This window comes from Bradyrhizobium sp. CCBAU 45384 (assembly GCF_028128665.1).
GTDB classification, from domain to species: domain Bacteria; phylum Pseudomonadota; class Alphaproteobacteria; order Rhizobiales; family Xanthobacteraceae; genus Bradyrhizobium; species Bradyrhizobium manausense.
The window spans coordinates 1-14941 of sequence record NZ_LBIZ01000113.1 but is presented as its reverse complement, the minus strand read 5'-3'; the positions used below and the strand labels follow the sequence as shown (position 1 = coordinate 14941).

At 58.3% G+C, this 14941-nt stretch carries 9 protein-coding genes and 1 riboswitch; of the genes, 7 read left to right on the top strand and 2 right to left on the bottom strand.

What is annotated here, in order from left to right:
* Positions 1 to 1472 precede the first annotated feature (1472 nt).
* Positions 1473 to 3818, bottom strand: coding sequence for a 5-methyltetrahydropteroyltriglutamate--homocysteine S-methyltransferase (gene metE, locus XH80_RS24825; RefSeq protein WP_271600814.1), 2346 nt, complete (start codon positions 3816 to 3818; stop codon positions 1473 to 1475).
* A gap of 100 nt (positions 3819 to 3918) precedes the next feature.
* Positions 3919 to 4121: riboswitch (cobalamin riboswitch) on the bottom strand.
* A 734-nt stretch (positions 4122 to 4855) separates the two neighbouring features.
* Between metE and XH80_RS24820 the strand changes: the two genes are divergently transcribed.
* The 4 genes from XH80_RS24820 (at position 4856) to XH80_RS24805 (ending at position 10136) form a co-directional block, all read left to right on the top strand.
* Complete coding sequence (locus XH80_RS24820) at positions 4856 to 5680, top strand: nodulate formation efficiency C protein (protein WP_271600813.1); 825 nt, start codon at positions 4856 to 4858, stop codon at positions 5678 to 5680.
* Positions 5681 to 7447: 1767 nt separating this feature from the next.
* Positions 7448 to 8173 carry a thermonuclease family protein gene (locus XH80_RS24815; protein WP_271600812.1) on the top strand — a complete coding sequence of 242 codons (726 nt, stop codon included), beginning with the start codon at positions 7448 to 7450 and terminating at the stop codon, positions 8171 to 8173.
* Between the two features lie 8 nt (positions 8174 to 8181).
* Positions 8182 to 8925, top strand: a complete 744-nt coding sequence (locus XH80_RS24810) for a carbonic anhydrase (RefSeq protein WP_271600811.1) — start codon at positions 8182 to 8184, stop codon at positions 8923 to 8925.
* A 41-nt stretch (positions 8926 to 8966) separates the two neighbouring features.
* Positions 8967 to 10136, top strand: coding sequence for an acyl-CoA dehydrogenase family protein (locus XH80_RS24805; RefSeq protein WP_271600810.1), 1170 nt, complete (start codon positions 8967 to 8969; stop codon positions 10134 to 10136).
* A 481-nt stretch (positions 10137 to 10617) separates the two neighbouring features.
* On the opposite strand, the gene XH80_RS24800 is transcribed toward XH80_RS24805, so the two are convergent.
* Entirely contained in the window at positions 10618 to 11265 is a 648-nt protein-coding gene (locus XH80_RS24800) for an FkbM family methyltransferase (protein ID WP_271600809.1), read from the bottom strand.
* Between the two features lie 30 nt (positions 11266 to 11295).
* Here XH80_RS24800 and XH80_RS24795 point away from each other — a divergent pair, with 30 nt between their 5' ends.
* The 3 genes from XH80_RS24795 (at position 11296) to groL (ending at position 14322) form a co-directional block, all read left to right on the top strand.
* Positions 11296 to 11574, top strand: a complete 279-nt coding sequence (locus tag XH80_RS24795) for a hypothetical protein (protein ID WP_271600808.1) — start codon at positions 11296 to 11298, stop codon at positions 11572 to 11574.
* 710 nt (positions 11575 to 12284) lie between these two features.
* On the top strand, positions 12285 to 12599 hold the full coding sequence (gene groES / locus XH80_RS24790) for a co-chaperone GroES (RefSeq protein WP_271600807.1): 315 nt from the start codon (positions 12285 to 12287) through the stop codon (positions 12597 to 12599).
* 79 nt (positions 12600 to 12678) lie between these two features.
* On the top strand, positions 12679 to 14322 hold the full coding sequence (gene groL, locus XH80_RS24785) for a chaperonin GroEL (RefSeq protein WP_271600806.1): 1644 nt from the start codon (positions 12679 to 12681) through the stop codon (positions 14320 to 14322).
* Positions 14323 to 14941 lie beyond the last annotated feature (619 nt).

Here is a 14941-nt window from a genome sequence, read left to right as displayed (position 1 = left end):
CATCAACGCTGCGGCGGCTGCGCCCTGATAGAATTATCTGCCAGTAAGGTCAGATGCACGGCAGACAGAAAGGCTTGACGCCCACGATGCTTTCATGTCCGGGTACCAACGACCGCTTTTTAGGACTGCTGCCCAGCGCATCCGAGCCGCGGGCCAATGAACTGCACACGGTAGGCTGCGCCGCTCGCGAGGGCGTCCACTTTTTCGGCCTGCGGACCGGCCCAACTATGGGCTCCGAGCGGAGCTACGCTCATCCTAATGCTGTTAAGCGGTTCCGACGTCTTTGCGCTCTCGCTGCATAGACTGCCGCGCGCCAGAGGGCGCGGCTGAGCGCCCCCACACACCCAGTAGGATGACGCCGCAGAACAAGGAATGTCTCATCAATAAGGGACGTGACATGACAGAAAGCCGGACCATTTTTCCCGCCGCGGGCCGGATTGCTGGAGCTGCAGTCCAGTTTAGCTTGTGCAGTACAGCTACATATAAGCGAGTTCTTGAGCTGATCAGATCGATTCGACGGAAGCTCGGGCGTTCTTTCGTAGCGCAAATCCAAATATTTCAGTTCGCGAGCGGATCGTGCTTCGTTCACAACGGCGCATGGCCGATAGCCCTCTCGCCTCGGCTGACGCGATCGACCCCGCGGGCCGCGCGCGCGATACTGGACTGAGCCTGTCCGCGCGGAACCCGAGCAACGTGCGTAGTCTTCACAAGGTTATCTGAATTTGTCAGCCCGCAGCAATGAACATAGACCAGGATCTAATGGCGATCTGACCTGGGAGCGGCTCGAAACGGTGCCGCCCCCCGATCAGGATCTGGAGATTGCCGTGATCGAGGGTAATTCAATTTACCGGGTTGTCTTTCCTTGCCGTCGGGTCTTCGGCGGATGGATCAACGCGCATACCGGAAAGCACGTCACCGTGCAGCCAACGCATTGGCGTATCTGGCCGGGATAGCTGCGCTATCCTGCAAAATGGACTGGCGTGAGTTGGGCAGGGACCGCCTTGCTGTACTCTCGGAAACTGTGCAGGGTCGATCGAATGAGCGAGCCCGACGGCAATCATCTCCGAGCGGACCGAATCCATGGTGGGTGCCTTGCGCTGTCCGTCAAGCATGACGTTTCTCATTGCTGTCGCAATCGTTGCCATCGTGCTCATGAGCGACAAAGTCGCCGTAGATTTCTGTATCTCAGGCTATAACGCCGCATACCACCACACAATTTAGCTACGATAAACTTGTGCTTTATACATGCGCAGATTTTCGGCGAATGTTGTCGCTTTGATCGAACCGTCGGCTATTCTCCCTCGGCCAAGAAGGCAGCGAGACGCGTCACCGTCTTTCCTCCGAGCCTTCACCTTCCCGGTCCGCGAACTGGACCGGGCATTTTGTTGGCGGCAAGGCTTGCCTCGACATTGTGGAAAGCGCAAATGGCCACAAGCGAATTAGCTCTGTCGAGAACAGACCCGAGCGCGGGATCAATGGTTTTGCGATTCAGATGAAGCGCGCAGTTCGCGAGCGGCAGCGACCATGTTGGTTAGCGCAGGCCGAACCTCCTCCCATTTGCGCGTTTTTAGGCCGCAGTCCGGATTGACCCAAAGCTGTGAATCCCGCAAACGCGTCCGAGCCAGCACCATCAGCTCCTTCATTTCGCCCACCTCGGGAACGCGTGGAGAGTGGATGTCGTAAACGCCGGGTCCGATTTGATTTGGATATTCGTATGTCTTGAATGCATCCAGTAGCTCCATTTTCGAGCGCGACGACTCGATCGAAATGACATCCGCATCCATTGCAGCGATCGCAGCGATGATATCGTTAAACTCTGAGTAGCACATATGTGTATGGATTTGCGTTTGATCGGCTACGCCAGATGAGCAGATGCGGAAGCAATCTCCGGCCCAATCTAGATATGCCTTCCAATCCGACCGGCGCAATGGCAATCCTTCGCGGAGTGCAGCTTCGTCGATCTGGATCATGGCCGCACCGGCATTCTCGAGATCGCGGACTTCGTCGCGGATCGCGAGCGCAAGCTGACGGCAGACCTCGCTTCTAGGAATATCATCGCGAACAAACGACCAGTTCAGGATCGTCACCGGTCCGGTCAACATCGCCTTCATCGGCTTACTGGTTAGTGATTGCGCGTAGCGCCACCATTCCAAGGTGATCGGCGTCGACCGTACTACGTCCCCAAACAGGATCGGGGGCCTGACGCAGCGCGAACCATAGGACTGTACCCATCCATTCCTGGTAAATGCGAACCCGGCGAGTTGCTCGCTAAAGTACTGCACCATGTCATTACGCTCGAATTCGCCATGCACGAGGACGTCAATACCGATGTCCTCCTGCCAGCGTACGGCGCGGGCTATCTCCTCCTTGAGGAACCTGTCGTATTGTTCGTCGCTCATCGCACCTCGCGCATGCGCTGCACGAGCATTTCGGACCTCTGTGGTCTGTGGAAACGATCCGATCGTCGTGGTAGGAAAAGCTGGAAGTCCAAAGCGTTTCCTTTGGATTTCGGAACGACGGGCAAATGGGCTGGCGCGCCGGCGCATCGTCTGGCCGATCCTCCTCATCCGGACAGCGACTTTGGTATCATGGATCTTCGGCGAAGTCCGGCGGGCAGTCACAGCGCGTTCCGAATCGGCAAGAGCTAGCCCAACATTCTCGTCGCCTGCGAGTGCCCGCCCCAGGATCGCAAGCTCACGCATCTTCTGAACCGAGAAAGCGAGCCAGCTCTTGACGTCGGACGCAAGCCCGGTCTCGAGTTCAACATCGACCGGCACGTGAAGCAGCGAGCAGGATGGAGCGAGCTGTACACGGTGCCTGCCGAGCTTCGCAATCGCTGGATCGAGCCGCTTCCGGAGCGACGACAAGTTCGAGCGCCATATATTCCGGCCGTCGATGACACCGAGCGACATGACGAGATCTCTTCGGCCGTCAGCAATGATTTGATCCAATAGCTCAGGCGCTCGAACAAGATCAAGGTGCAGACCGGAAACTGGCAGGCTCAAGGCAGTATTCAGATTGTCGCCTAGCGGGCCGAAATAACTGGCAACCATGATCTTGATGTCCGGTCCCTCCTTTGCGAACCGGTTATAGGCATGTAGCAACGATTTTCGTGCCGCCTCATCCAGATCAAGGGCCAGGCAGGGCTCGTCAAGCTGAACCCAACCAGCCCCTCGTTCGGCCAATTCATGCAGAACGTCGATATAGACCGGTATCAGATCATCCAGTAGGGAGAGGGTCTGGAACGCGCTATCGGTACTCCTGCCGAGTTTTAGGAATGTGACCGGCCCGATCAGGACCGGGCGGGTCTGAAAGCCTAGAGCCTTTGCTTCCTCGTACTCTTCAACGGGTTTGCGACTGCACAATCTGAACGCTTGTCCCCTGTAAAACTCTGGGATCATATAGTGGTAGTTAGTGTCGAACCACTTGGTCATTCCCTGCGCGGGTGCGCCAGATCCCCGCGGGCTCTGGCCGCAACTCGCATCCTGATCGTCGCATTGTGATCCGCGGGCCATGGCGAAGTACGTCCTGAGCGAAACGGATTCTCCTTTCGAGGCGTAGATCTCCGGGATGGCGCCGACCATGACACTTGTATCGAGCACCTGATCGTATAGCGAGAAGTCGTTCGACGGAATGATCGTGACGCCGAGAGATTTCTGACGAGCCCAGTTCGCTGCGCGCAGGCCGGATGCGTCCTCGTGCAACTGCTGTTCGCTGATCTTTCCGGCCCAGTAGCTTTCAAGAGCGAGTTTGAGCTCACGCCTTGGACCGATGCGCGGCGTCCCGAGCGTAGCGATTGGAAGAGAGGGAAGAGACATAGCTTTAACCTCTGTTCGGGACAAAGGCCATGGCGGACGCAGGCAGGGGAGTCGCGCGTGCGACGACTGCTTGGCGCACCACCGAGACACCCCGCCCGTGGACCAATATTTTATCGGGGCAGGTCTCCTGGCTTGCTGGTCATCGCTGCTGTCCGGCCTTCCCGAAGCCTTGGAGGCTTCAGTGACATCGTTGGACAGCGGCTCGCCGCTCACAGTTGCGGGGGCAGCGCCGGCATTCGCACCGGCTTCCCTCTTAGCTCCGGATCAAATGGGCACCGGAGAACCTCGACGGCTTGGATTATCGGCAGGAGAACTCTTCCGTCAACCTCTCAGATTGTGTGCCAAGCGAATCTGCGACATCTGTTAGGCGAATGAGCATGCATGCGGCTTCCGATTTTGAGAGGCTCGCCCCGCACCTCCGTTGGCCAGCTGTTTTCTCGGACTGAGGGGTCGACATCGAATAGGCCACGGCACGCGGCGCAATCTAGCAACATGCGCGGCGAGAGGTAGATTTGGCGTGCCAGCCAGACTTCAAAGTCGGGGTTAACTCGGCTTTGTGTCGCTAGCAATCCTGTAGCTCGAACGTCGACGACAACGATAGCGAACCGAACGGTTTTAAATGGCGGCAAACGCACTGCCGATTGTCATCAGGCACTTGGCATCGAGGCGTTCACCTCTCGCGCTGACTATCGGGTACGGCACAAGGATACAACAGCTGCGACGGATACACTGAATGGAAACATCGAAACGGGCGCAGGTCGGAAAGTCGACAAGGAGGGACACAAAATCCGTGCAAATTTCCGCCTATTGCCTGGCACGAAGAATGCAAGCCGTCGGCATGTCCAGTCTCCTCCCGCTGGGCATGTCCAGCTCAGCCGATTGACGCTGTCGCTGGCGAGGGAAGTCAGCGGCACGTGACATAGAGGGGAGCGCCTGCTGGCGCGGGAGAGCTAACGAGGGGTGCCCCCCCGCATCTCGGGAATTTTCTTGCGCTCGCTCATAGCAATTCAAGGTCGCCCACTTTGAAAGATGTCTCGATGAAACGCGATAGGCTGAGGCTTATGAAGAGAATGTCTGGAAGACCAGTGCCATGGCTTTGCCTGGGCGGATTTCTAATCTGCCTCGCCTGGCCGGCTGCCAAGAGCAACAATATTCGCGCCAACGACAGCCCCCTAGTCGAACGACTCAAGTCAACTTGGCGAGCGCAAGATGGCGAGACGATAGAACAAATCATCTCCAATGTTTCGATGGTGGCCCAGTTCGTCCCGCAAATGTGGGGCGTTGTTGAACTTGGCCAAAACGACTTTGTTTTCGTTCCGTGGACCAGGCACCGGGACAACAAATCAGACGAACAGTACGTTATCGCTTGGAAAGTCGCGCTCGACGGTACGATTCAACTCGCCTCAACGTATGCGAAGCCGATGGAGTTAGGCTGGCGCGCCCTGGCGCTCTCGCTAATCGCCACTGAAGTCGCAGATGGCGAACGGGGCGCAAATCTTAGCTTTCTGCATGATCCGACCAACTTCAACTTTGTGACTACGCCGCAAGGCCGGCTCGGCGATCTTCTGCGGCACGGCCGCTGCACTATCATCGATCCTGTCGGAGTGGACTACCTACCGAAGCGGAATGACAAGCCGACCGAGAAAGGCGATATGTGGCGCGTTCTGCTCGTGGTGAACTGTAGTATCCAAGGACCACGTTATTTTACATACAATGGGGTCATCTCTTTCGAGAAGACTGAAGGACATGATTGGGAGCCACAATCCTCCTTTGCCAAGCGCATCGCCAAATTTCCTCCTGGCTCCTGGTTCCAACGCACCGAGCCAAACGAAGAGGAAGACTTAGGAGAGCGAAGGCCTTAGCAAATTGTCAAGCAGCGCAACATAGCGGCGCAGCCCGTCCATGGCTGGGCGCGTCGGGCCCTGCTACAAGACAGACCCGCTCCGTTGTTTACGGCTCCACAACTGTCCGGCTGCAGCGGATCGACCCGTCGTGTGCAAGGGTCGGCAGCACGTTTGGTTTTTACCGCCGGTTGTCGAGCTCAGCGGCGCATACTGGCTCGCGACCGATTTGCGAGGGAACCAGCTATCACGCATTATTCGCTGGACCCGTCGAGATGCCTCCAGCACGAGGTCGAGATGCCTCCAGCACGAGGCCGATTCGGCGCGTGCGCCGCGCATCGCGTGACTGAGTAGCATACGTAACAGCGTGAGCATATCGGCTCGAGGCTGCACCAAGGTCGCAGTTCTGCGACGAAAGCGACGAGGAAGTTACCGCGAACGGGGCAGCGGTAGCGACCCCGGCATACCCGCTGAGCGCCTGCACATTTCCGAGTGCGCAGAGCAGGAAGCTCCGGGGCCGTACGCGAGAACGTCGAGGACCAGACTGGCTCGGCCCTTAGCTTTCCTCGCACTCATTCGTCTGCACGCATAGATCCGGATTCGAAACATAGGAAAGCGCGTCTTTAGCTTTGCTCCAGCTGACACCGCCTCTTATTGCGAATCCGGCTCTGAGTCGGGCACCTACTTCAAGTGCGGAAGACGAGACCGGTACTTCCCGAACGGCCGCGAGCATGTCATTCCAATCATGCAGCCAGGTGCTTAAGAATGATGCGTAGCTTGAGTCGGCAACCGCACCGAAGCTATCCGCCCCGCGCGCGGTGATGCGCAACGCCTATTGTAGACTGAAGCCTCGCACTGAATTGCATCAGGATGCTCGCTATTGTCCGAACACGTGGGCCGCCTCCCCTTTTCCGGCGCGTCTACGGCAAAGCCGCGGCTCAATATCGCAGGAGTTACAATTTCTCGAGCAAACGGACGCGAATGCCAGCGCTCATGGGTACGCACGTTGAGATCGCGGGGAAAGTCCCTACCAAGAACGGCCGCCCGTCGCGGCTTCAGTCAACACTCATTCAGTCCTTGTACAATCGTTTGGGAGGTAGCGCTTAACGGACATGGTGCAGGGTGGAGGAGCCAAAACCCCCAATGCGATTGCTATCAGAGATCATCTAGTCGGGCGCAAAACGCACCGGACTTGTCCGATTTGCTCAAACAAGAAAGGTTCATTTGCGCGGCGAGCGTTGAGGTTGAACTCCATTACGTCTTTTTGTAAATCCGTCAGAGCGAGCAGACCAGAAGCTTCTTGAACATCTTTTTTCCTGTCAAGACTTTAGGGCGAACTTTCATTGTCCTCCGCGGAACGATCGGGAGCGTCCAGTCTGCCGATCGAAGCCATCACCAACCACAGCATGGTTGCTCCTCCACGCCCGACCGCACCGCGAGCGCCGACCCTTCATAGTCGGCCGTTTTTTGCAAAGGCAACATTGCGAGGTTTGGGTTTTCGTTCAGCGCCGCGAGTTCGGCGCCGCCCGACGAGGATCTTCTCCGCAACTCGAGAAGGTACAGTGCGCTCCCAGTGAGAGAGCCGTCGATGCTCGAAGAATAGCGCCGCACGGACTACCGAAAAAATCTCTTGATCCTTACGCAGCGTCAGGTCGTAGCTTCGCGAAGCTCTCATACAGCATGTCGAAAATGCCAACGGCATCGCGAATATAATTCGGTCGGGCAGTCGAATGTATCGGCAGCGTATCGTGCGTGAACATGGATCAGGAGTGAAAGGTTATCCTCGGGATGAAGCACCGCGGAATCATATGCGCATTGCTCGCTCTCATCACATCTCCGGTCTGCGCCGCGACACTCAGCGGTGTTCCGCGCATCCACGACGGCAATACTATCGAGATCGAGCACACCAACGTTCGGCTCTCGGGCATCGAAGCTCCTGAGACGGACCAGATTTGCCTCGACTCCCAGGGCCGGAGATGGGCCTGCGGCGTAGCTGCTCGCGACGAGCTCATCAAGCATTCGAATGGGCGAACCTGGGATTGTCATACCCAAAGAGCCGACGAGTACAGGCGAGCCCTCGGCAGCTGCTTCATCGAAGGCGAGAATGTGAACGCCTGGATGGTACGCTCGGGCTGGGCACTATCGGCAGGTGCATCTCTCCATACCTACGCTGTCTATGAGTTGGTGGCGAGCACAGCCCGTGCGGGGCTGTGGTCGGGGGCGTTCATCGCGCCCTGGGACTGGCCTCGCCGCAATAGGGGGACAATTATCGTCGGCGCGACGTTGGTTCCTATCAACGCTCAGCAAGTCCTGCTCGGATCCGATCTGCTAACGGAACCGCCGTCCCCCGAGTGCCTGATAAAAGGCACTCTCGAGCGCAGCGGCGAGCGAATTTACCACCTGCCAGGGCAACCCAGTTACGAACAAATCGACATGACGAAGAAGCGCGGCGAACGCTGGCTCTGTGGCGAAGCGGAAGCCGAAGCCACCGGGTGGCGTAAGGCCGCGCGATGAGGCGACACATGCATGCACCCCACTCTCCAAACCTGTACCATTTAGCCAAGATAGCGCGTTCGCGCCGGTCGCTGTTGGCGTTCGCTGCTTTGGCAGTTTCCCTGCGGTTCGGCAATAGCATTCTCGATGCGAAGGAAGCAAAAGGCCCGCCCAAGCCCGACAACCTGCTGGGTCCAGATGCTGCCCTAAAGCGGCTGCTAAAGGGGAACGACCGTTTTGTCCAGGGCGCATCACGAGTCGACGATTTCAGGCGCGAGCGTCCGGTCTTGGTTGAGGGCCAAAATCCATATGCGGCGGTTCTGAGCTGCGCCGACTCTCGCGTGGCGCCCGAACTTATCTTCGACAGCGGACTAGGTGATCTGTTTGTCTGCCGCGTCGCCGGAAACTTCGCTAGTGATGATACGCTCGCCAGTATGGAATATGCGGTCGCAGTGCTGAACACGCCGCTCATCCTTGTACTCGGCCACGATCATTGCGGTGCGATCGACGCCACGATCAAGTCTCTCCAGCAAGACAAGCCGCCGCCGGGGCACATTTCATCGCTGGTCACCGCACTTGCTCCTGCAGTGAAAGCATCTCTACAGCAAGCCGGCGACACATTCGCTCACGCAGCCCGACAAAATGTGATCGATAATGTCAACAAACTTAGATCGACAGGCCCGATTCTGAACGCTGCAGTCGAGCAGAACCGGCTGAAGGTCGTCGGGGGCCTGTATCGAATCGACACCGGCAAGGTCGATATTGTGAGCTGACGCTTCACCTTCACACCCACGGCAAATCACCTGGACAAGACATGGAGGACGTTTTTATGAACGCACCACCACAACATACCCCCGGTGCGGCTGCTAGCTGGGCTCATCTGTCGCCGCTACTCATCGAAATCCGCGCGCATCGCAATGAGTTTGGCCGCGCGCAGAAAATTCCAAAAGAGATCATCGATGGCTTCAGGCGCGTCGGCGTCTATCGGGCTATGGTCGCCAAGCGATTCGGCGGCGAGGAGCGAACGCCAGCCGATTTTTGTCGCCTGATCGAGCGCATCTCCGAGGCGGACGGATCCGCCGGTTGGGTCGCCAGCTTCGGGGATGGAGCTCGCTACCTCGCTGCTCTTCCGGACGACACGCTTCGAAAAGTTTACGCCAATGGGCCGGACGTCGTGTTGGCGGGCGCGCTTTTCCCGCTCCAGCCCGCCAAGCGATGCACCGATGGATTTGTCGTGAACGGAGTGTGGCCATTCGCTAGCGGCTCGCCGGGCGCGGATTTGATAGGAGTTGGTATCACAGTGGAAGGCGATCCGGCCGGGGACCTCCCGCGCGTAGCGGTGATTCCGGCCGAGAAGGTGACAATCCGGCCCAATTGGGACGTCATCGGATTACAAGGCACTGGAAGCCACGACGTTGTTGTCAGCGACGTCATTGTGCCAGAGGAATGGACCTTGATCCGCGGTGGTCCGGCGACACTTGATGGGCCGCTCTATAGTTATCCATCGTTGGCTTTTGCCGCGCAGGCACATGCGATTGTGGGCATTGGGATTGCACGTTCCGCAATCGACGAGGTGATCGCCATGGCCGGAAGCCGCGCCTCGATCACTGGAGCGCCCGTGATGGCTGAGCGCGGCTATGTCCAGCTTGAGATCGCCAAAGCCGAAGCCATGCTACGTTCCGCTCGTTCCTTCTTTTACGAGGCCACGGAGGAGCTGTGGAAGCAAGCGCTCACGGGTGAGGTAACTCTGAGCACCACGATGCTGATGCGGCTCGCCGCGACGAACGCCGCGCGGCAGGGCGCTGAGGTCTGCAGGATTGCGAGCGGTCTTGCCGGTACTGGGGCGCTCCATACCACTGGCAATCTAGCACGCGCCATGTGCGACAGCTTCGTGGTTGCTCAGCACGCAGCTTTAAACGAGGGAACGCTTCAGAGCGCTGGCCGCGCTCTGCTCGGCACGGCAATACAGCCGGACTTTCCATGAAGTGGGTTACGCACGCGCAAGCCACACGTCACGCGTTTCAATGTGAACAAAGACAGCTTCGGGCTCTCCCCCTTGAAAAAGATTTTCACTTCATATCCCGGATCACCAGGTTCATTGCCCAAACATAGCGAGCCGTTATATACCTCTACGGCCCTGTCGCAATCATTGAGGTGCCGAGCGGTATCCACCTTTGCTTTTGCGTAACGGCTCGCGGTTCAACTCCCAAACTTTCCAAATGGCCGCGCGCGCGACCCGATTCTCACCGTTGCCTACCTTGCCGCTTGGGGCGCAGAGTGCGGAAGACGCTCTGCATTGCGCACTATCCTAGCACTCACCCTTGCCGGCCCAATGCCAGCCCACCGCGCTGCCTGTCCGGCTAGCGATGGCCGCTCGCCTTGACGAGCACCGTTGTGCAGCTGCGACCATCATAGAGTCCGCTGGTCAAGCCTTACGTGAATGAGACGTTCGACATGAGTAGCTGCTAGAGACGCGTATTTTTGAGCAATACATCACCTTCCACTGCGCGCGGATAGTGAGCCGCCACTTCAAATGATGGTAATAAGTTAAGAATGTCTTGCAGGGTTAACTGCCCTTCGTAGAGCTCGCGGTCACTATATTCGGTGTAGATGAAGCGCGTGTTGCTCAAGGTCCGCATTCCGCCGGCGATAACGTCGGCTTCGGCTCCCTGAACGTCCATCCAGATGAAATCGACTAGGTCCACGTTGGCTTCGCTGCACCAGTCGTCCAGCCGCCGTGTTTCAACCGAGACAGGGTGATCAAACCGAACCCAATCATACTCGGTAAGATGGTTCTTTGGGCGGCGTATTGAACCTGATAAGTCCCAATCCTTCGCATCCCCGTCTGCATTGCTCGGATGGAAGTCGATGGTCCCGTTGCGATCACTGATGGCGATTTCAAGCAACTTCACCTTATCGAGGGATGGACCGAGCTTCCTCTTGAAGCGCGCGATCGCTCGGGGGTCCGGCTCAAAGCAGTAGAGCTTGGGTTGCGGGCATAGCTCGAGAAACTTTTTCGTATCAGTCCCATCATTGCAGCCGATATCCAGGATGACCGGGTTCGGCTTCTGAAGAAGTGAGACGATGTGCTGATGTACTTCTACGGACGACACAGCTGCTCTTCCATGGTGCGCGGAGATCGGATGATTTTCGACTTCGAGCCGATCACACGTCAGAAGCCGCTGCACAACGTATATCAAGGTATAAAGTTCATATATGCGCCAGCACCCCTTGATCCACGACAGCTGTTTGTTTGCATGCCATCGACATCAAACAGAGAGTCTGTCGAACAGCTCGCGATTCAATCTCGAACTTATCGGAAAAATGCGGCCTCGGTGAGCCAGATCCTCTTTGCCCCACGTGCAGAGCAACAGCCACTCCGCTCGATGACGAGTGGTGCGAAAATGGGCTCTGCCGACTGACGGCCGCCATCTCAGATTGGCTGACGGTAGCTCCCGGCGACCCCTTCCTCGGAATCGCCGGAGAGGAGCCAAAGTCGGTGAAAGCACCAACCCACGCGTTGCTTGGCATAATCCCGCTTTCGCGGCACGTTCACATTTCCCAAAATGCTGTGGCCCTAGGATGACCAGGCGCAATTCAATAGGCTTTGCGCATCGCGGCCGAACGCCCATGCTTCGTTACCATTCGATGGCGACGTGGCTTGGAGCACGCCACGACTTACAAGAAGCAGCTCCCGATTTTTCGAGATAGTTGCATACTTCTTCGCATGCACCACTACGACAGATTGGACGATCGCTTTTCGATAGGACTTGTAGAGTGCACGCTGCGCCGCCCCCAGCTGCTAGATGGTGCTGTCAGGTAATCATGTGCAATCCCGACACCGTCGTCGAGCCGCGGCCTTTCGATCGGTGCAACGCCACCCGAGCAATGTTGGTGTATTCCAAGGATCGATGCGGGAGTTTGGAGGAAGCGCAATGTCAATTTTACGACAGCCGGGCGGCCGTGCACCTCAGCACGTTTGCTTCGGGACAAACACACACGCAGTCCGGTCCATACTTCAGCAGAAATGTGAGGATAGATCGCCGAGCGCGTTTCTGGCCTGACTCTTGCTACAAGGGTGCTGATCACATTGTGACTAACGCTAACTTGTTCAAACGCTCAGGAGACCTCTATGACTTTGCGACCGCTTCACGACCGCGTCGTGGTTAAGCGCATCGATGCCGAAGAGAAGACCGCAAGCGGCATCATCATTCCGGATATCGCGAAGGAAAAGCCATCGCAGGGCGAAGTCATTGCCGTTGGCCCGGGCGGCCGCGATGATAGCGGCAAGCAGATTCCGATCGACATCGCAGTCGGTGACCGAGTGCTGTTTGGCAAGTGGTCCGGCACCGAAGTCAAGATCGATGGGCAAGACCTGTTAATCATGAAGGAGAGCGACATTATGGGCGTTCTCACCGAGGTGTTCTCGACGAAGAGAGTCGCCTGACACAGGCTCGCAGCTGCCCCTCCTGAGGAGAGCCCACCGGGGCTCGCCAAAGGATGAACTAGAATTGAGGGAATTTTCTATGTCAGCCAAAGAAGTCAAGTTCGGAGCGGACGCGCGCGACAAGATGCTGCGCGGCGTCGACATTCTCGCCAATGCCGTGCAGGTCACGCTCGGCCCGAAGGGCCGCAATGTCGTGCTAGACAAGTCATTCGGCGCGCCTCGGATTACCAAGGACGGCGTCACCGTCGTCAAGGAGATCGAGCTCGAGGACAAGTTCGAGAACATGGGCGCCCAGATGGTCCGCGAAGTAGCTTCGAAGGCTGCGGATGCAGCCGGCGACGGCACCACCACCGCGACCGTCCTGGCCGCCGCGATCGTGCGTGAAGGTACCAAGTCGGTTGCCGCCGGTATGAACCCGATGGACCTCAAGCGCGGTATCGACCTCGCGGTCGAGGCCGTCGTTGCGGACCTGCACAAGAACTCAAAAAAGGTCACCTCGAATGAGGAGATCGCCCAGGTCGGCACAATTTCGGCCAATGGCGATGCAGAGATCGGCAAGTTTCTCGCCGACGCGGTGAAACAGGTCGGCAACGATGGTGTCATCACGGTCGAAGAAGCTAAGTCGCTCGAGACCGAACTCAACGTCGTCGAGGGCATGCAGTTCGACCGCGGCTACATCTCGCCCTACTTCGTCACCAACGCCAACAAGATGCGCGTTGAGATGGACGACGCCTACATCCTCGTCAACGAGAAGAAGCTCTCCACGCTGAACGAGCTGCTGCCGCTGTTCGAGGCCGTGGTGCAGACGGGCAAGCCGCTGGTCATCGTCGCCGAGGACGTCGAGGGTGAAGCGCTCGCGAGCCTGGTCGTGAACCGCCTGCGCGGCGGCCCCCTGAAGGTCGCGGCGGTCAAGGCGCCGGGCTTCGGCGATCGCCGCAAGGCCATGCTGCAGGACATCGCGATCCTGACCGGCGGCCAGGCGATCTCGGAAGATCTCGGCATCAAGCTCGAGAACGTCACGCTCAACATGCTCGGTCGCGCCAAGAAGGTAACGATCGACAAGGAGAACACCACGATCGTCAACGGCGCCGGCAAGAAGGCCGACATCGAGGCGCGCGTGGCCCAGATCAGAGCGCAGATCGAGGAGACCACCTCGGATTACGACCGTGAGAAGCTGCAGGAGCGTCTCGCCAAGCTCGCCGGCGGCGTCGCGGTGATCCGCGTCGGCGGCGCGACGGAGGTCGAGGTGAAGGAGCGCAAGGATCGCGTTGATGACGCCATGCATGCGACCCGCGCGGCTATCGAGGAAGGCATCGTCCCGGGCGGCGGCGTCGCCCTGCTCCGTGCTTCCGAGCAGCTCAAGGGCCTGCCTACCAACAACGACGACCAGAAGACGGGCGTCGAGATCGTTCGCAAGGCGCTGTCTTGGCCGGCCCGGCAGATCGCGATCAACGCCGGCGAAGACGGCTCGATAGTGGTCGGCAAGGTCCTCGATAACGAGCAGTACTCTTTTGGTTTTGATGCGCAGACAGGCGAGTACAGCAACCTTCTCTCCAAAGGCATCATTGACCCGACCAAGGTCGTGCGCATCGCGGTCCAGAACGCCGCCTCGGTAGCCGGGCTGCTGATTACGACGGAAGCGATGGTTGCCGAACTGCCGAAGAACGCGGCGGCTGCTCTAGCAATGCCGGCAGCCCCCGGTATGGGTGGTATGGACTTCTGATCCCCTCCCAAGTTCTCGATGACATGTGAAACCCAGGCAATAATGTCAAGCAGGGTCCAAGGCAGGAGAGCATCGACCCGCTCAGGCTGCTACGCCTGATGCATCGCATCGAGTCCGTCAGGTTTTGGACAGCTAGTCAGTGTAGAATGATCTTGAAGTTAGCGGCGCGTGGTAGGGACAGCGCTAGCCCCGAGTATGCGTGGGGATTCGGCGCCGAGTCACGTTTCTGCTAACTTCAACCAGTAGCGCGGGCGCGGCAGAGATAACGTCTGGTCCATGCAGCCCGACCAGCGTCGAGTCGCGCCCGTGCTGCTTCCGGCGTCAGACTGGGTCAGATCGACACAGGCGATGGTCTTCCAAGTTAGCTTAATAGCCCGCTTGCGCTCGGGCCGCGGAGAGAGCTCCCTGTCTTAGCTTCAGGATGTCGTTCCGATGATTGGCAAGTTGCGCCTAAAATGGCTTTGTAGCCCAGCTCGGCGCACAAGCGGATTGTCAGGGAGCTCCTAGCGAACGAGGACTGGGTTTGTGCGCCGGTGTGCGGATTCCGCTCGATGTCGCCCACCATTCCGAGATGATCTCGCCCACCATTCCGATTTGAAGTCGCCCGCCCGTTCCGAGA

What these genes read in the sequence shown, in the direction of transcription:
- metE (WP_271600814.1), bottom strand. Translation starts at nt 3,818, where the DNA reads ATGTCTCTTCCCTCTCTTCCAATCGCTACGCTCGGGACGCCGCGCATC.
- XH80_RS24820 (WP_271600813.1), top strand. Translation starts at nt 4,856, where the DNA reads ATGAAACGCGATAGGCTGAGGCTTATGAAGAGAATGTCTGGAAGACCA.
- XH80_RS24815 (WP_271600812.1), top strand. Translation starts at nt 7,448, where the DNA reads ATGAAGCACCGCGGAATCATATGCGCATTGCTCGCTCTCATCACATCT.
- XH80_RS24810 (WP_271600811.1), top strand. Translation starts at nt 8,182, where the DNA reads ATGCATGCACCCCACTCTCCAAACCTGTACCATTTAGCCAAGATAGCG.
- XH80_RS24805 (WP_271600810.1), top strand. Translation starts at nt 8,967, where the DNA reads ATGGAGGACGTTTTTATGAACGCACCACCACAACATACCCCCGGTGCG.
- XH80_RS24795 (WP_271600808.1), top strand. Translation starts at nt 11,296, where the DNA reads ATGATTTTCGACTTCGAGCCGATCACACGTCAGAAGCCGCTGCACAAC.
- groES (WP_271600807.1), top strand. Translation starts at nt 12,285, where the DNA reads ATGACTTTGCGACCGCTTCACGACCGCGTCGTGGTTAAGCGCATCGAT.
- groL (WP_271600806.1), top strand. Translation starts at nt 12,679, where the DNA reads ATGTCAGCCAAAGAAGTCAAGTTCGGAGCGGACGCGCGCGACAAGATG.